The sequence below is a fragment of the Nocardioides sp. Z40_12 genome, assembly GCF_058215795.1.
The window spans coordinates 394,612-410,521 of sequence record NZ_JBZAJA010000003.1 but is presented as its reverse complement, the minus strand read 5'-3'; the positions used below and the strand labels follow the sequence as shown (position 1 = coordinate 410,521).

The window sequence follows — 15,910 nt, the reverse complement described above, 5'->3', positions numbered from 1 at the left end:
GTCAGCCCGCCAGGAACCCCAGGTCGCGCATCCGGGCCACCTCGGCGACGACCCCCGGGTGACCGGACTCGTCGGCGATCCGGCCGGCGGCCACCACCTCGTGCTCGCCCTCGGCGGCCGTGGCGTCCAGGATCACGGTCACCCGGTTGGGCACGCCCTGGTTGACCAGCGTGCCGAGCAGCGCGACGGGGTTGGACCGGTCCTCCAGGGAGAGCACCCGGCAGGTCTGCGGCACCACCGGCACCTGGGCCGCGGGCGACCGGACGGTGACGACCTGGTCGACGGTGAACTTCCGCGAGCGGCCGGCCGCGGCGATCTCCGCCGCGGTGGCGCCGCCCTGGCCGGTGCCGACCAGCAGGACGCGCGCGTCCTCGGCGTGGGCGACCGCCCGCTCGACGGCCTTGACCACCTGACGGGCATACATCGAGTGGTCGGTGCTGACCAGGCGGACGCCGGGCCCGGGGGTCGCCCCGCCCCGCGGTCCGGGGAGGTAGGCGATGAAGCGGTCCTCGCCCACGGCGCGGACCACCACCCCGGCGTCGGCCGCCATCAGCTCCCGCATCAGCGCGGCCAGGCCGTCGGGCCGGGGGCCGCCCAGGTTGCCGCCGTCCTCGCCCGTGGGCAGGGCCTCGCCCTCGCCCGCCTCGGTCACGAACGCGCCGATGGAGTCGCGCAGCGCCGCGGCCGAGTCGGTGACGAAGGGATGCACGCCGATGGCCCGGAGGCCGCCGCGGGCCGCCAGCGCGGCCTGGTCGCCGGCCAGGACGCCGGCGGTCAGCATCGCGCGCATCTGGAGCCCGTCGAGCAGGCCGCCGCCGCCCTGGACGTGGTCCATCAGCTCGGGGTTGCTCTCGGCCAGCTGGCTCAGGTAGGCGGCCAGTCCCTCGCGGTCGAGGTGGTCGGTCTCGATCAGGCCGGCCGAGACGATCGCGCCGCCGAGCGCGACCTCGGGCGCCAGGTAGCCGATGGCGCGCCCCGCGATCGACCCCAGGGTCTGGTAGGCCGCCTGCTGCAGCTCGTCGATCCAGCGGTAGGTCAGGACGGTGGCGCGCACCACCAGCGCGTCGGCGTCCAGCTCGACCGAGCGGGTCAGCAGGCCGTGCTTGCCCGTGGTGGCGGCCCGGATGTCCTCCTCCGCCTCGGCGAACGTGGCGGGCGAGAGCGGGGCGGAGGAGGCGACGTCCTCGTCGGACAGGACGGCCGCGCCCAGCCGCGCCCGGCTCCGCATCCCGTCGCCGGAGGAGTCGAAGAAGTCGGCCAGGGCCAGCATCTGGTGGTACTTGTCGGCGTTGACGGCCGCGTCGTTGCCGTGCTCGCTCGGCGCCGGGGGCGCGGTGCGCTCCACGTGCGGGATCTGCCCGCGCATCTCGTTCATGCGCTCACCTCGGCGAGCACCGGGGCCAGCGTGACCGCGAGCTCCGCCGGCTCCACCCGGCGGACCTCCAGGCGCGGGTCCTCGTCCTCGTGGTGCGGCAGCAGCGCGTGCCAGCCGTCGGCCAGCAGGGTCCAGGAGACCACCCCGACGGAGGTGGTCTCGGTGTCGTCGACCCGCGCGGCCAGCACCCGCAGCCGGCCCTGGGCCTCCTGGTGCAGCGCGGCCATCGCCCGGCCCGCGTGCGCGTCGTCCATCGGGGCCCCGGCCGCGTCGTGCACCGAGCCCGGCCGCTGGCCCACCAGCACCGGGACCAGGTCGTGGCGGCCGGCCTTGAGGGCCTCCCCGACCGCGTCGGCCAGCGAGTAGGGCGCGCTGAAGACGCCCGGCACCGCGGACCCGCCCAGGGGCACGTCCTCGGGGGGCACCGCCACCCGGGCCAGCTCCGAGGCCCACTGGTCGGCGCCGAACCAGGCCAGCTCGAAGACGACGCCGTCCACGGTGGCCAGCGTGGCGACCGCCCCGCCGGCCTCCCGGTGCCAGGACTTCACGTGGTTGCCCGCGGCCGCGATGTCGATCTCGAGCGCCAGCTCGGGCGTGGCGAGGAGACCGACCGCGCCGACCAGGCCGGGCTCGACCCCGGCCGGGCCGTTGAGCCCGCGCCGGGCCAGGCTCTCCGCCGGGTCGTGCAGCGAGGCGAGCGCGGTGGCGTAGGCGGTGTCCTCCGCGGAGGAGGCGCTGGCGCCCAGCCGCGCGTCCAGGGCGTTGGGCCTCGTGGTCCGCGGCTCGTCGAAGGGCAGGGGGGCGCCACCGGCGGCCGCAGCGAGGAAGCGGAGCTCGGGGAGCGTGACGGCGAGCCGGCGCGGCAGCCCCTCCAGGACCCGCTCGGTCGGCGGCGGCGGCGGCGCCGTCAGGTCGACGGTCACCATGACGGCTGCCCTCCAGCCAGTGCCCTGCCCACTTCGGGACGGTCCACGGTCGGTGCCTCTCCTCGTCGGTTCATCACGTCTAGAGCCCGGGCAGCTCGACGTCGAGCCAGTCGCGGTGACCCGGCGGCGGCGGCACGAAGGCGAGGAGCAACGCGTCCTCGGGGGCCGGCTCCGCCCCCGGGGCGGTCGCCTCGCCGGCCTCCACCCGGGCCCGGGCGTCGGCGATCAGGGAGGCCACCTTGCGCTCGGTCACCGCGATCGCGTCCTGGCGGTGATCGACCTCGTGGACGTGGCGGCCCAGGGTGTCGGCGGCGGTCTCGTGCAGGCCCGCGGCCTCGCGCAGGTGCGCGGCGCGCTCCTTGATCCGCAGGCGCATCGACTCGGCGGCCCGGCCGTGCCACGGCACGGCCTCGGCCTGGGCGACGAGCCGGTCGGCCATCCGCCGGATCTCGAGGGCCTGCTCACGCAGCTGGCCCACGCGCCGGCGCATCGCAGCCGTCTCGCCGTACATCGGAGACCCCTTTCCGTGCTTCCCGGATGCTTACCCCAGCCGTGCGGGCGCAAACCCGCCGCGCAGCCTCCACTCCGGAGGCCGGCCCCGCGCGTCAGCGCCCTGCCGGACGCGTCATCGTGGGCACATCATGGCAGGGCCGCAGCCGGCATGCAGACGACTCCGTTGGCCTGAGCCGTCACCGTCTTGGAAGCCTGCTTCTGCGGCCGCAGGCTGGCGAAGCCGTCGCCCACGACGACGACCACCCCCGGACCCAGGGGGTCGCCGCCCCTGATCATGGGGTTGCGGAACTGCTTGAGGACCAGCTCGACGGCGGGGTTCTTGGGGTCGTTGGCCCAGATCTGCACCCCGTCGACCTTGGTGCCCTGGGGGGCGTTGCCGGTCGAGGCGGGCACGAACCCGCGGGTCACCAGCTGACCGAGCGTCTTGGAGGCGAGCCCGTTGCGCCGGCTGGCGTTGAAGACGCTCACCACCACCTGGTCGGGCCGCAGCTCCTCGCCGGCCCCCACCCGGGTCTCGGTGCACACCGGCACCTCCGCGCTCTGCGGCAGCGGCCGGGTCAGGGCGAACATGCCCCACCCGGCGGCGACGAGCACCAGCACCAGCAGCGAGACCAGGGTGAGTGCGGAGCGCAGGCGAGGCGGCATCACGCCGACGCCCCGACCAGGTCGTGGACCCGCGCGTGGAGCACGGCGCGCTGCTGCAGGGCGGCGCGCAGGGCGCGGTGCAGGCCGTCCTCGAGGTAGAGGTCGCCCCGCCAGCTGACCACGTGGGCGAAGAGGTCGCCGTAGAAGGTGGAGTCCTCGTCGAGGAGGGCGACCAGGTGCAGGGTGTCCTTGGTGGTCACCAGCTGGTCGAGCCGGACCTGGCGCGGCGGGATCGCGGCCCAGTCACGGGACGAGAGCCCGTGCTCGGGGTAGGGCCGCTCGTCGCCCACGCGCTTGAAGATCACGCCGTGACTATATCGAGGTCCCACGCGCCGCCGACCGGAACGAGACGCACCCCCGGGCTCGGCCCGGCGCATCCGGGTCGACGGGAGCCCCTCACATCGTCGGCTCGGTCCAGGCCAGCTGGACCACCTCGGTGCCGCGGTCGCGGGTGACCAGGCGGGCCCGGCCGGGGTCGGCCTGCTCCGGACGCACGTTGCCCACCAGGACGCCCTCGTCGCGCGGGCCCGAGAGCATGATGCCCGGCATCGCCAGGTCGCGCATCGACTGGATGATCGGGTCGTAGAGGGCGCGCGAGGCGCCCCCGGCCCGGCGCGCCAGGACGACGTGCAGGCCGGTGTCGCGGGCCTGGGCCATCAGCGGCTGAAGCACCTGGGCCGGCGAGTTCTGCGACGTCGCGACCAGGTCGTAGTCGTCGATCACCACGTAGACCTCCGCGCCGGTCCACCAGGTGCGGGTGCGCAGCTGCTCGGGCGTCACGTCGGGGCCGGGCAGCCGGTTCTGCAGGTAGGCCGCGAGGTCCTGGAGCACCGGAGCCGCCTGGGTGGCGCTGGTCAGGTAGTTGAGCAGGTACTCGTCGGGGACCTCGCCCAGCAGCGCGCGGCGGAAGTCGACCACCACGATCTGCGCCTCCTTGGGCGTCCGGGTGCGCATGATCTCGTGCACGTAGTTGCGCAGCAGGGCGCTCTTGCCGGACTGCCCGTCGCCGAAGACGAGCAGGTGCGGCTCGGCGTCGGGGTCGAGGGTGGCGGGGGCGAGCTCCTTCTCGTTGATGCCCAGGATCAGGTCGCGACCCAGCTGGTCGCGACGCTTGGCGTCGTCGCGGATCGTCTCCAGGGTGATGAGCTCCGGCAGCAGGCGCAGCTTGGGCCCGGTCGGTCCGCGCCAGGCGGCGATGCAGCGCTCGACGAGGTGGTCGACGCCCTCGCCGAGGTTGTCGGGGTCGGGACGCCCGTCGATGCGGGGGAGCGCGGAGAGGAAGTGCAGCTTGCCCGGGACGAGCCCGCGCCCCGGCCGGCCGGCCGGGACGAGGGCGGCGACCTTGCGGTCGATCTCGGAGTCGAGCGGGTCGCCGAGGCGCAGCTCGAGGCGGGAGCCGAGGATGTCGCGCATCGCGGCGCGGAAGTCGGCCCACCGGCTCGACGAGGTGACCAGGTGCATCCCGAAGGTCAGGCCGCGGCCGGCGAGCTGCTGGATCTCCAGCTCGAGGTCGTCGAACTCGGCGCGCAGCGTGCCCCAGCCGTCGATGACCAGGTAGACGTCGCCGTACCCGTCGTCGGCGGTGCCCTGGGCGCGTCGGCTGCGGTAGGTCTCGATCGAGTCGATGCCGTGCTCGCGGAAGTAGGCCTCGCGGCGGTCCACGATGCCGGTCACCTCGGCCATGATCCGGCGCACGACGTCGGGCTCGGCCCGGCTGCCGACGCCCGAGACGTGGGGCAGGCGGACGAGCGGCGCGAAGGTGCCGCCGCCGAAGTCCATCACGAAGAACTGGGACTCCAGGGGCGTCGTGGTCAGCGCCAGGCTGGTCACGATCGAGCGCAGCAGCGTGCTCTTGCCGGTCCGCGGGCCACCGACCACGGCGACGTGGCCGGCGGCGCCGGTCAGGTCGAGGGTCAGGGTGTCGCGGCGCTGCTCGCGGGGGCGGTCGACGGTGCCGAGCGGGATGACCAGGCCCTTGGCCGAGCGCCAGTGCGGCGAGACGAGGCCCAGCTGGGGGTCCTCGACCAGGTCGGGCATCAGCTCGTCGAGCGTGTCCGGCACGTCCAGCGGCGGCAGCCACACCTGGTGGGCCGCCATGCCGTGGCCGACCATCCGGGAGACGGCGATGTCGAGCACCGACGGGGCCTCGCCCTGCTGCTTGGCGGCGGGCGCCCGGTCCTCCTCGACCTCCGGCTCGGGCTCGAGGGTCTGCACCTCGGCGACGGAGAAGGGCAGGATGCCGCGCACCAGGCCGCCCTCGTCGCGGATCACCCGGCTCCGGTTCGGCGGGGGGCCGGAGACGTAGGCGGCCTTGAAGCGCAGCAGGGTCGACTGGTCGGGCTTGAGGTAGCCCAGGCCGGGGACGGCGGGGAGCTCGTAGGCGTCCGGGACGCCCAGCACGGTGCGGGACTCGCCGGCCGAGAAGGTCCGCAGGCCGACCCGGTAGGAGAGGTGGGACTCCAGGCCGCGCAGACGGCCCTCCTCCAGCCGCTGGGAGGCCAGCAGCAGGTGGATGCCCATGGAGCGGCCCAGGCGGCCGATCGCGACGAAGAGGTCGATGAACTCGGGCTTGGCGGTGAGCATCTCGGAGAACTCGTCGACGCAGATGAAGAGCGAGGGCAGCGGGGCGAGGTCCTCGCCGGCCGCGCGTGCCTTCTCGTAGTCGCGGATGGAGGCGTAGTTGCCGGCGGCCCGCAGCAGCTCCTGGCGGCGCACCATCTCACCGGAGAGGGCGTCCTGCATGCGGTCGACGAGCGTCAGCTCCTCGGAGAGGTTGGTGATCACCGCGGAGACGTGGGGCATCTGGGACATGCCCGCGAAGGTGGCACCGCCCTTGAAGTCGACCAGCACCATGTTGAGCTGCTCCGGCGGGTGGGTCATCGCCAGGCCGAGGACCAGCGTGCGCAGGAACTCCGACTTGCCGGAGCCGGTCGCGCCGATCACCAGGCCGTGCGGGCCCATGCCCTGCTGGGCCGACTCCTTGATGTCCATGTGGATCAGGGAGCCGCCGTCGCCGAGGCCGATCGGCACCCGCAGTCGGTCGCGCGCCGGGCGGGGGCGCCACGCCGACGTCGGGTCGAAGGTGTGCACGTCGCCCATGCCGAGGAGCTCCATGAAGTCCGCCGGGCCGGTGATGTCGGCGCTGGTCTCGCCGCTGCCGGCGGAGACCACGTGGAGCGGGGCGAGCCGGCGGGCGAAGGCCTCCGCGGTGGCCAGGTCGCACTGGTCGACGAGCGCCTTGACCGGCTCGGCCCGCAGCCGCACCGCCAACACCGGGCACTTGCCCTGCTGCTGGGGGGCGCCGGTGAGCTCGAGCCGGAGCCGGTCGGCGTCCTCGAGCTCGTCCCAGCGGGCGGGCAGGTCGAGCAGGGTGACACCGTGCAGGCCGTCGGGCGGCACGACGTGGTTGCCGGGCGGGAGGTGGCCGCCGTCGATGACCAGCAGGATGTGGGGGGTGGCGGGCCGTTCGTCGGCGCCGAACCGCGGGCGCTCGCTGAGGTCCGGCGGGAGCAGGGCGCCGAGGTCGTCGAGGGAGGTGCTGACCATCCGCATCGGCCCCACGGCGTCGGACTCCTGCGCGCTCTGGGCGTGCGGCAGCCACTTGACCCAGTCCCAGTGGGCGAGGTTCATGTCGGAGGTGAGCACGGCCACGATCAGCTGCTCGGGGTTGTGGAACGCCGTGGCGGAGCAGACCAGGGCCCGGGCCAGCGAGCGGGCCTCCTCCTCCGGGCCGCACACCTCGATCCGGTCGAAGGCGCGCAGGTCCAGGGAGGCCGGCAGGTTGGGCTGGGTGCGGTGGACCACCAGGAGCCGGTGGAGCGCGGAGGCCGCCGCGGGGTCGACCTGGTCGATGGGGGCGCTCTCGGGCGGGATCAGCTCGAGCGAGAGCGGTTGCGAGCACAGGCCGTAGCGCACGTGGAGGTAGTGCGGGTCGCCCGGGCCGTGCTCCCAGATCCGGGAGCGCTCCTCGGCCAGCGACGGCAGGGCGCTGGGGTCGGGGTGGCGCCAGGTCAGCGCCATCCGCTGCTGGGCCGCGGCGTCGCGGGCGACCTTGCGCACCCCGGAGAGGTAGCGCAGGTACTCGGTGCGCGAGCCGGTGACCTGCTGGGCCCGCTGCTTCCGCTGGCGGTCGATCTGGACGACGATGAAGCCCAGCGTGGCGAAGAGGAACATGCCGGCGGCCAGGAAGCTGCGCCCCCGGCCCGCGCCGCCGCCGCCCATGGTGGCCACCAGCACGATCGAGCCGAGGCTGCCGAGCATCGGGATGGCGTTCATCAGGACGCCGGAGGCGCCCTCGTGCTCCTGGATCGCCGGGGGTGGCTGCAGGACGATCTGGCCGGTGGGCATCTCGGGCTCCTCGAGCCGGTGCCCGTTGCGCAGTGCGGTGCTCACACGTCCCCCTCCGTGACCACTGGCTGGTCGCGGAAGATGATAGGCCGAACGACAGACCTAGCGGCTACCCTGCGGGAGGTCGGCGAGCGGGGCGGACGCCGCGTGGGGCGGACCAGGGACGGGGGAGAGGTGTCGGAGACCAAGGCCGGGCCGGGCCGGGCGGCGACGGTGGCGCTCAGCATCCACGGTCCCCTGGGCGTCCTGGACCTCGTGGTCCCCGCCGCAGCGACCGCGCACGACGTGGCCCGCGCCTACGCCACGGAGTCGGGGCTGGCCTCGATCCCCCTCATCCAGACGCCCCTGGGCGAGCTGGTGGTCGCCGACCGGCCGCTGCTCCAGATGGGCCTGGAGTCGGGCGACGTGCTGGTGGCCGTCACCGGCTTCCACCGCGGCCGGGCGCGGGCGGCGGAGACCGCCCGGGAGACCGGCGGCGGCTCGGGCCCGCTGGCCGCCGCGGTGACCACGGCCGCCGCGCTCTGCGCGGTGCTGGCCGGCTGGTTCGCCTCCTACGCCGAGCGTGACGACCTGCGCTGGGCCGTGGCCGCGGTGCTGCTGGCCAGCGGGCTGGTCGCCGCGCTGCCGGTCGGGCGCCACGCCCGCCACCGCAACGTCGCGGCACCGGCGTTCGGGGTGGGGGCGACGTACGCCGTGATGGCCGCCGAGGGGCTCTACCAGGCCCCGGCCGTGGTGGCCTCCTGCGCGCTGGCCGCGGCCGCCCTGGCCGCCCTGGCCCGGGCGATGGGCGAGGAGGAGGACGAGGAGCTCGTCGTCTGGATGATCGCCGGGGCGGTGGTGGCCGGCGTCTGCGCGACGGTGCCGCTGCTCGAGCTGGAGGCGACGGTGGCCTGGTCGGTGCTGGTGCTGCTGGCCATGCTCGCCGCCCGGACCGCCCCGTCGATGGCGGTCGACGTGCCCGACGAGGCGCTCCTGGACCTGGAGAAGCTCGCGGTCACCGCCTGGTCGGCCCGGGAGCAGAGCCGCGGGCGCCGCGGGCGGATGGTCGTGCCCGAGGCGGCGGTGCGCGACCTCGTCGTCCGCGGCAGCCGGACGGTCACCGCCTCGGCGGCGGCCATCGTGGTGGTGCTGCTGGTCGCGGCTCCGCAGCTGATGGAGGTCGCCACCATCGACCTGGACCGCATCGGCGCGCGGTGCCTGCTCTTCTTCGCCGGCGGCGCGGTCCTGCTCGCCGCGCGCAGCTACCGGCACGGCACGGCTCGCACGCTGCTGCGCGTCGGCGGCCTGTGGTGCTGGCTGCTCTTCGTCGTCGAGGTGCTCACCGTGGCGGGCCCGTCGTGGCGGGTCGCCCTGCTGGTGGCGGCGGTCGGGCTGGGTCTGGTCGCGCTGGCCTCGGCCATCGCCACCGGGCGAGGCTGGCGGTCGGTGTGGTGGGCGCGGCGCGCCGAGGTCGCCGAGACCCTGTGCGGCTCCTTCGGGATCGCAGCCGCGGTGGCGGCCTCGGGCCTGTTCAGATTCTTCTGGGAAATGAACTCCTGAGTGTTTACCCAGGTCGTGCGGGGGTAGATGCAGCCTGTCCGGAGGGGTCGGGACGTCTCTTCCGGGAACACCAGTCCGTCGAGGACTCCAACAGACTCTTGCGGCACAGGGCCGCTGAGGGGGAAGGAACAACATGTCTGAAGCAGGTCTCACAGCGGCCGAAAAGGCCCTCAGCAAGGCGGCCGACGCGGTTGACACCGCCCGCAACGACGTCACCCAGCGCTGCAACTCGCTGAGCGGCCAGATCGACGCGATCGGCGCCAAGTGGGGCGGGCAGGGCGCCGTGGCGTTCCGTCAGCTGCACAACGCCTGGCAGGAGAAGCAGCGCAAGATCGTCGGCGCGCTCGACCAGTTCTCCGAGTCCCTGCGCCAGACCGAGAAGGACAACGTCGCCACCGACCAGGCCCGCGCCGACGCCTCCGCCAACCTCATGAACCGCCTCGGCTGACGCCGGCCCTGACCACTAGGAGAATGACCATGTCCTTCGACGGAATCCGCGTTGACCACGGCGCGCTCGACCAGGCCTCCATGGACCTGAAGGCGGCGGCCAAGAAGATCGAGGGCCGCCTCGACGAGCTGGAGAACCAGCTCAAGCCCCTCGCCTCCGACTGGACCGGTTCGGCCCGGGAGAGCTACCGCCAGGCCAAGCAGACCTGGGACACCGCCATCAACGAGATGGTCGTCCTGCTCGACCAGGTCGGCATCGCCGTCAACTCCTCCAACGAGGAGTACAAGGCTGCCGACTCGCGGGGCGCGAGCCGCTTCAGCTGATCGCACCGCAGGAGGTCGGCCGTCCATCCGGACGGTCGGCCTCCTTCGTGTCTGTAGGGACCCGCGCACCCTTAGGGTGGGCCCTGCGCCAGGGGGGACCGGTCGTGCGCGGTCGGCGGCCCCGGGACGCCGACCGGGACCGACGAGGGGGATGACGAGATGAGCCAGACTGCCGCGAGCACCTCGGGGCTGGTGCGGGTGACGGTGACGTCCGGGTCCCGTCGCGTCGACCTGGTGCTGCCCTCCGCGGTCCCGGTGGCCGAGCTGGTCCCGGAGCTGGCCCGCAGCGTCGGCCTCCTCGACGCCTCCACCGTCTACGGCGGCTACCAGCTGGTCACCCAGGACGGGCGGCAGCTGAGCAACGAGGTCGGCCTGACCCTCCAGGGCGTCGAGGACGGCGGCGTGCTCGCGGTCACCGCCGGCTACCGCGAGAAGCCCCCGCAGGTCTACGACGACGTCGTCGAGGCGATGGCCGACGTCGTGGAGCACGAGCTCGACCCCTGGGAGCCGGAGACCGGCCGGCGCACCGCCCTGTGGGCGGCCAGCCTGCTGCTCGGCCTGGGGGCGTTCGGGCTGCTGATCCAGGGCGAGAGCCTGCTGGGCGGCATCGCCGCCGCGGTCATCTCCGGCCTCCTCGTCGCCGGCGCGGTGGTGCTGGCCCGCGCCCAGGACGAGCCCCAGGCCGCGGTGTCGGTGGCGCTGCTGAGCGGTGTCTACGCCGCCGTGGCCGGACTGGTGCTCGCCCCCGGCGAGCTGGGCGGCTGGCAGTGGCCGCTGCCGAGCGAGGACTTCGCCACCCCGCTGCTCTGCGCGGGGGCGGGGGTGCTGCTGGTCGGGATCGTGGCGCTGGTCGGCGTCGACGAGGGCCGGGCGCTGGTCCTCCCGGTGGGGGTCGTCGGGGCGGTGATGACCGCGGTCGGCGCCGTGGTCCAGGTGGTCGGCGGGGCGCCCTCGGTGGTGCTGACGGTGGTGCTGACGATCGTCGTCCTGCTCGGCAACGTCTTCCCGTGGCTCGCCCTGGGGCTCACCTCCACCAAGGTCGAGCAGGTCGTCACCCTCGCCGACGTCACCAAGGACCCCGACGAGATCCACCCCGAGCGGGTCGCGGCCGACGCCCGGATGGCCCACGAGATCCTGCTCGCGGTAGCCGCCACGGTCGGTGTCCTGATCACGCTGATCGCCCCGTTCGCCGTCGACCGTGGCGTCACCGGCACGCTGCTGGTGGTCATGTGCTGCCTGGCGGTGATGCTCCGGACGCGGCAGTACCGCACCCGTTCGGAGGTGCTGGCCGGCCTGGTCTCGGGCATCTGCGGACTCGTCGCGGTCGCGGTCTCGGTGCTCTTCCTGCACCCGGAGTGGCGAGCGGGCTCGGCGGTCGCGCTGGCCGTGGTGGGCGCGGTGCTCCTGGTGCTGACGCTCGCGCCGCCCTCGCCGTCGGTGCGCCGGGGCCGGGTCGGCGACGTCGTCGAGTCGATGGCGCTGCTCTCCCTGCTGCCGCTGACCGTGCTGGCCGTGGGCCTCTTCGAGCGGATCAAGGGCTGAGCCGTGGCGACCAAGAAGGAGCTCGTCGAGGCCTACCAGTTCAGCCGCCGGCGACTGGTGACCGCCTTCCTGAGCGGCGCCCCCGGTGGCCGCGAGGTGGAGCCGACCAAGCCCGGACGCAGCCTGGTGGGCGGGATCGCCCTGGCGGTCCTGCTCTGCGCCGGCGCCGGGGTGGCGGGCTACCTCGGGGGGCGTCCCGACTCGAGCTGGAAGGCCGAGGGGAGCTTCGTCATCTCCAAGGACACCGGCGAGCAGTACGTCGTGCTGCGCGGCGGTGACGAGCCGCTGATCCAGCGGGTGCCCAACTTCCTCTCCGGGCAGCTGCTGCTCGGCGCGGCCGAGCCCGACGTCTACACGGTCAAGGACGATCACATCCGCACCGTCACGCTGGGCGGCGACCTCGGCATCGAGGGGGCGCCGGCGGGGCTGCCCGGCCCCGAGGAGCTGATGAACAGCGGCTGGACCGCCTGCACCGCGCAGGGTCAGGGGATCCGGGTGCACGTCGACGACGCCCCCGGGGCCCGCACCGACGGGACGCCCGCCTTCGTCGTCCGCTCCCGCAGCGGGTCGTTGTGGCTGCTGGCCACCAGCCCGCAGGGCCCGGCCTACAGGTTCCAGCTGCCCGGTGGGGACACCGCCCAGTCGACCCTGCTCGACTCCCTGGGCTTCGGCGCCAGCTCCCAGGCGCCCGAGGTCGATGACGCCTGGCTCAACCTCTTCCCGCTCGGGCCGGCGCTCTCCGAGCGCGCCTTCGGGGTGACCCGGGCCGGCCAGCCCGTCGACTACGCCTCCCAGGGGGAGGAGGGCACCACTGACCTGAGCGCCTACCCGATCGGCACGCTGCTCGAGGAGGGCGAGAACCACTACCTGCTCGGTGACACCGGGCCGCAGATCGTCCGGCCCTTCGCGGCCGCGGTCTATGCCGCGCTCGTCGGCGACCCGGTCCAGCTCTCGACCCGGCTGCGGGCCCCCACCGAGGCGGCGGGCCACCCCGAGGAGTGGCCGCAGGAGCAGCCGACCGCGGTGGTGGGCGCCGAGATGTGCGCGGTGCAGGCGGTCGTCGACGGCCGGAGCCGGACGCTGGTCGCCACCGAGCCGGACTCCTCGACGTCGGTGCTGGACAACCGGGTGCCGCCCGGCGCCCACGAGGTGTCCGTCGAGCCGTCCGGCGGGGCCTACGTGCTGGCCGGCGGCAGCACCTCCCGCGACGGCGGCACGCCGTACGTCGTCGACGCCAAGGGCGCCAGGTATGCGTTGCTCGGGCCGATGGTCCCGGACTACATCGGCTACGGCGAGGTGGAGCCGCCGGTGGTCCCGGACGCCTGGCTCAGCTTCTTCGCCGACGGCGTGCCGCTCTCCGTGAACGCCGCCCGCAGGCTCCCCGAGGACGCGCCGGAGAACGCCGAGGCCCCGTCGTGACCCCTGGGGTCGCCCGCCGGTGGCGCGGTGCGGCCGCGGTGGCCGGCCTGTCGCTGGCGGTGCCGGTGCTGGTGGCCGGGCCGACCACCCCGCCCGCCCGGGCCGCCGGGGAGGACGCGTGCAGCCGCGACATCCTCCCCGACACCGAGCGGACCAAGGACGTCGGCGACGGTGTGCGCAACCTCCCGCTGGAGCGGATGAACGTCCCCCGGGCCCACCGCGTGACTCGCGGCGCGGGCAGCACCGTCGCCGTGGTGGACAGCGGGGTGGGATACCTGGGCGGCAAGCAGGTGCGCCAGGAGTCGATCGGCTTCGGCGGGCCGCTCGCCTCGGGCCACGGCAACATCGTGGCGGGGCTGATCGCCGGCCCCGACGGTGTGGCCCCCGAGGCCCGGCTGATCTCCGTGCGGGTGCTGGACAAGGACTCCCCGGACCCCCAGCAGGGCCAGCGCGGGCTCAACTCCAACGCGGTGGAGAGCGCGCTGCGCAGGCTTGCGCAGGTGCACGCCACCGACCCGATCGACGTCGTCAACATCTCGCTGACGCTGCCGGCCAGCGATCCCGGCCTGGCCGAGGCGGTGCGGGGCCTCCTCGACCTCGACATCGTCGTGGTGGCCGCGTCCGGCAACGTCGACCCGGACCGGTCGGACCCGCCGCGTGGCGACGCGGAGGTCTTCCCCGCCGACTACGAGGGCGTCGTCGCGGTCGGGGCCGTGGGCGTGTCCCCGCTGATCGACGTGCGCGGCTACGTGCTGCCCAACGCCGAGACGGTGGTGGCCGCGCCGGGCGGCGGCGGGCTCGCCTACAACCTCAACGGGCAGCGGTGCCAGGTGCCGACCGACGAGATCGCCACCTCCTGGGCGGCCGCCTCCGTGAGCGGCGTGGTCGCCCTGCTCCGCTCGGCCTACCCGAAGGAGAACCGGCGGCAGATCGTCGCCCGGCTCACCCGGACGGCCGAGGGGTCGGAGCTCAACCGCGACCCGTGGACCGGTGCGGGGGTGGTGCAGGCCGCCGACGCGCTGACCCACGAGCTGTCGCCGCGCCGCAACGGCGAGCTCCGGCGTACCGAGACCGTGGTGCGCAGCGACGCGCAGGCGCCGCCGCCGCCGGAGCGCGTCGACGTCTTCGGGCCGTCGCGGACGATGCTGCTGTGGTTCGGCCTGCTCTCCGGGGCGTTGGTGGCTCTCGCCTTCGTGATGCGTCCCCTGCTGCGCCGGCGCGACTGACCGTCTTCGGGGCGGACGCCCGGTTCCGGACAGAGATTCGAAACCGGCGAGTAGGGGTACGGCGGGCGCACGGTCCACACGAGCGAGGAGACAGGCGTGCGCAACCTCATCTCATTGATCCTGGTCATCTGGTTGATCATCGGTGTCGCGGCTGCCTGGCAGCGCGGCTACTTCGGCGACGACCGGGACGTGAGCTGCAAGTCGCTCAGCGACACGGCGCTGACCATCGTCGCCGGCCCGCTCAACTACGTCGGGGTGAACCCCAAGATCAAGTGCCAGGACGTGGACGTCCCCCAGCCGTCGCGCTGAGCGTCGCCGCCCGGCCCGGATCAGGCTGAGGGGCCGACGACGCGCTTGCGGGCGCTCCGGGTGGTCTTGGTGACCACCGGGGCGGGCGGCTCCGCGGGAGCGGACGGCGGCTCCGGGGCCTGCTCGGCTGCCTTCTCGGGTGCCGTCTCAGCGGTCTTCGAGGCGGTCTTCGAGGCGGACCTGGTCCGCCGGGTGGTGGTCCGGGTGGTGGTGCTCGGGGCCGGCTCGGTGCTCCCGGCCCCTTCGACCCCCTTGTCCTCCCTGGCGGCCTTGGTGGAGGCCTTGGTGGTCCGCGCCCGGCGGGCCGGCTTGGCCGGCTCGGTGGTGGCGGCCTCGGCCGTGCCGGTCCCGCCGGTGGTGGGCTCGGTGCTGGCCTCGGTGCTGGGCTCGGCCTCGGCGGGCTCGGTCCGGTCGCCCTTGGCGGGGGCGGCCTTCCTGGCCCGGGCGGGGGCGGCCTTGGCGGTCTTGGCGGTCTTGGCGGTCTCGGTCCTGGCGGCACCCGGGTGGGACTTCTCCCGGATCCGCACCTGCTGGCCGGGCGGGCGCTCGACGTCGAAGAGGCCGATCTCGGTGACCAGGTCGACCAGCTTGGCGTAGCCCCAGTTGCGGGAGTCGAAGTCGGGGGCCTGCTTGGCCACGTGGGAGCCGACGCTGCCCAGCTTGGCCCACCCGTCGTCGTCGGAGCTGGCGGAGATGGCGTCGCGCAGCCACCGCACCAGCTGGGCGTCGCTGTGCAGCTCCTGGCTGGTGCTCCGGCGTCGCTGGTTGCCGCCGCGCGAGGCGCCGGCCTCCGGGTTCCGCCCGGTCTCGTCGTGGTCGGCGGTGTCGTCGCTGTCGGAGTCGGTGCTGCGGTCCGAGGCGCGCAGCACGTCGAGGTAGACGAACTTGTCGCAGGCGGCGACCAGGGGCTTGGGGGTCTTCTTCTCGCCGAAGCCGTAGACGGTCATCCCGGACTCGCGCAGCCGGGAGGCGAGCTTGGTGAAGTCGGAGTCGGAGGAGACCAGGCAGAAGCCGTCCAGGTTGCCGGTGTAGAGCAGGTCCATCGCGTCGATGATCAGCGCGCTGTCGGTGGCGTTCTTGCCGGTGGTGTAGCTGAACTGCTGCATCGGCTGGATCGCGTGGGAGTTGTTGGCGTCCTTCCACCCGGCCAGGCGCGGCGTCGTCCAGTCGCCGTACGCGCGGCGCACCGTGGCGGTCCCGTACTTCGCGATCTCGACGAGCAGCGACTCGACGATCGTCGGCGTGGTGTTGTCGGCGTCGATGAGCACCGCGAGCTTGGGGGAGTCTGAGCGAGCCAT

The 15,910-nt window shown here is 74.2% G+C and carries 14 protein-coding genes; 7 read left to right on the top strand and 7 right to left on the bottom strand.

The features are described 5' to 3' along the window. Position 1: 1 nt before the first annotated feature. The 6 genes from AC4BG9_RS08270 to eccCa all read right to left on the bottom strand — a co-directional run bounded on the left by AC4BG9_RS08270 (position 2) and on the right by eccCa (position 7,851). Entirely contained in the window at positions 2 to 1,375 is a 1,374-nt protein-coding gene (locus AC4BG9_RS08270; RefSeq protein WP_490570601.1) for a hypothetical protein, read from the bottom strand. Further along, complete coding sequence (locus tag AC4BG9_RS08265; RefSeq protein ID WP_490570600.1) at positions 1,372 to 2,301, bottom strand: hypothetical protein; 930 nt, start codon at positions 2,299 to 2,301, stop codon at positions 1,372 to 1,374. Before AC4BG9_RS08265 ends, AC4BG9_RS08270 begins: the two co-directional genes overlap by 4 nt. A 79-nt stretch (positions 2,302 to 2,380) precedes the next feature. Then, a complete protein-coding gene (locus AC4BG9_RS08260; protein ID WP_490570599.1) occupies positions 2,381 to 2,812 on the bottom strand; it encodes a hypothetical protein in 432 nt (143 codons plus the stop codon). 128 nt (positions 2,813 to 2,940) lie between these two features. Further along, on the bottom strand, positions 2,941 to 3,459 hold the full coding sequence (locus tag AC4BG9_RS08255; RefSeq protein ID WP_490570662.1) for a LytR C-terminal domain-containing protein: 519 nt from the start codon (positions 3,457 to 3,459) through the stop codon (positions 2,941 to 2,943). Continuing rightward, complete coding sequence (locus AC4BG9_RS08250; RefSeq protein ID WP_490570598.1) at positions 3,459 to 3,764, bottom strand: type II toxin-antitoxin system VapB family antitoxin; 306 nt, start codon at positions 3,762 to 3,764, stop codon at positions 3,459 to 3,461. The genes AC4BG9_RS08255 and AC4BG9_RS08250 overlap by 1 nt, the downstream gene beginning before the upstream one ends. 91 nt (positions 3,765 to 3,855) lie before the next feature. Beyond that, positions 3,856 to 7,851 carry a type VII secretion protein EccCa gene (gene eccCa / locus AC4BG9_RS08245; RefSeq protein ID WP_490570597.1) on the bottom strand — a complete coding sequence of 1,332 codons (3,996 nt, stop codon included), beginning with the start codon at positions 7,849 to 7,851 and terminating at the stop codon, positions 3,856 to 3,858. 129 nt (positions 7,852 to 7,980) lie between these two features. On the opposite strand from eccCa, the gene AC4BG9_RS08240 reads away from it, so the two are divergent. The 7 genes from AC4BG9_RS08240 (at position 7,981) to AC4BG9_RS08210 (ending at position 14,612) form a co-directional block, all read left to right on the top strand. Next, a complete protein-coding gene (locus AC4BG9_RS08240; protein WP_490570596.1) occupies positions 7,981 to 9,345 on the top strand; it encodes a hypothetical protein in 1,365 nt (454 codons plus the stop codon). Positions 9,346 to 9,478: 133 nt separating this feature from the next. Then, entirely contained in the window at positions 9,479 to 9,793 is a 315-nt protein-coding gene (locus tag AC4BG9_RS08235; protein WP_490570595.1) for a WXG100 family type VII secretion target, read from the top strand. 29 nt (positions 9,794 to 9,822) lie between these two features. Next, positions 9,823 to 10,116: a WXG100 family type VII secretion target gene (locus tag AC4BG9_RS08230; protein ID WP_490570594.1), complete on the top strand. Its 294-nt coding sequence runs from the start codon at positions 9,823 to 9,825 to the stop codon at positions 10,114 to 10,116. A 159-nt stretch (positions 10,117 to 10,275) separates the two neighbouring features. After that, the gene (gene eccD / locus AC4BG9_RS08225; RefSeq protein ID WP_490570593.1) at positions 10,276 to 11,658 is read left to right on the top strand and encodes a type VII secretion integral membrane protein EccD; all 1,383 of its coding nucleotides are present in this window, start codon (positions 10,276 to 10,278) and stop codon (positions 11,656 to 11,658) included. A gap of 3 nt (positions 11,659 to 11,661) precedes the next feature. Further along, positions 11,662 to 13,077, top strand: a complete 1,416-nt coding sequence (locus tag AC4BG9_RS08220; RefSeq protein ID WP_490570592.1) for a type VII secretion protein EccB — start codon at positions 11,662 to 11,664, stop codon at positions 13,075 to 13,077. After that, positions 13,074 to 14,303, top strand: a complete 1,230-nt coding sequence (locus tag AC4BG9_RS08215) for a S8 family serine peptidase (RefSeq protein ID WP_490570591.1) — start codon at positions 13,074 to 13,076, stop codon at positions 14,301 to 14,303. Before AC4BG9_RS08220 ends, AC4BG9_RS08215 begins: the two co-directional genes overlap by 4 nt. A gap of 96 nt (positions 14,304 to 14,399) precedes the next feature. After that, positions 14,400 to 14,612 (top strand): hypothetical protein, encoded by a 213-nt coding sequence (locus tag AC4BG9_RS08210; protein ID WP_490570590.1) that lies wholly within the window; start codon positions 14,400 to 14,402, stop codon positions 14,610 to 14,612. Between the two features lie 20 nt (positions 14,613 to 14,632). Here AC4BG9_RS08210 and AC4BG9_RS08205 read toward each other — a convergent pair whose 3' ends face one another. Further along, positions 14,633 to 15,910: an NYN domain-containing protein gene (locus tag AC4BG9_RS08205; RefSeq protein ID WP_490570589.1), complete on the bottom strand. Its 1,278-nt coding sequence runs from the start codon at positions 15,908 to 15,910 to the stop codon at positions 14,633 to 14,635.

What these genes read in the sequence shown, in the direction of transcription:
- AC4BG9_RS08270 (WP_490570601.1), bottom strand. Translation starts at nt 1,375, where the DNA reads ATGAACGAGATGCGCGGGCAGATCCCGCACGTGGAGCGCACCGCGCCC.
- AC4BG9_RS08265 (WP_490570600.1), bottom strand. Translation starts at nt 2,301, where the DNA reads ATGGTGACCGTCGACCTGACGGCGCCGCCGCCGCCGCCGACCGAGCGG.
- AC4BG9_RS08260 (WP_490570599.1), bottom strand. Translation starts at nt 2,812, where the DNA reads ATGTACGGCGAGACGGCTGCGATGCGCCGGCGCGTGGGCCAGCTGCGT.
- AC4BG9_RS08255 (WP_490570662.1), bottom strand. Translation starts at nt 3,459, where the DNA reads ATGCCGCCTCGCCTGCGCTCCGCACTCACCCTGGTCTCGCTGCTGGTG.
- AC4BG9_RS08235 (WP_490570595.1), top strand. Translation starts at nt 9,479, where the DNA reads ATGTCTGAAGCAGGTCTCACAGCGGCCGAAAAGGCCCTCAGCAAGGCG.
- AC4BG9_RS08230 (WP_490570594.1), top strand. Translation starts at nt 9,823, where the DNA reads ATGTCCTTCGACGGAATCCGCGTTGACCACGGCGCGCTCGACCAGGCC.
- eccD (WP_490570593.1), top strand. Translation starts at nt 10,276, where the DNA reads ATGAGCCAGACTGCCGCGAGCACCTCGGGGCTGGTGCGGGTGACGGTG.
- AC4BG9_RS08205 (WP_490570589.1), bottom strand. Translation starts at nt 15,910, where the DNA reads ATGGCTCGCTCAGACTCCCCCAAGCTCGCGGTGCTCATCGACGCCGAC.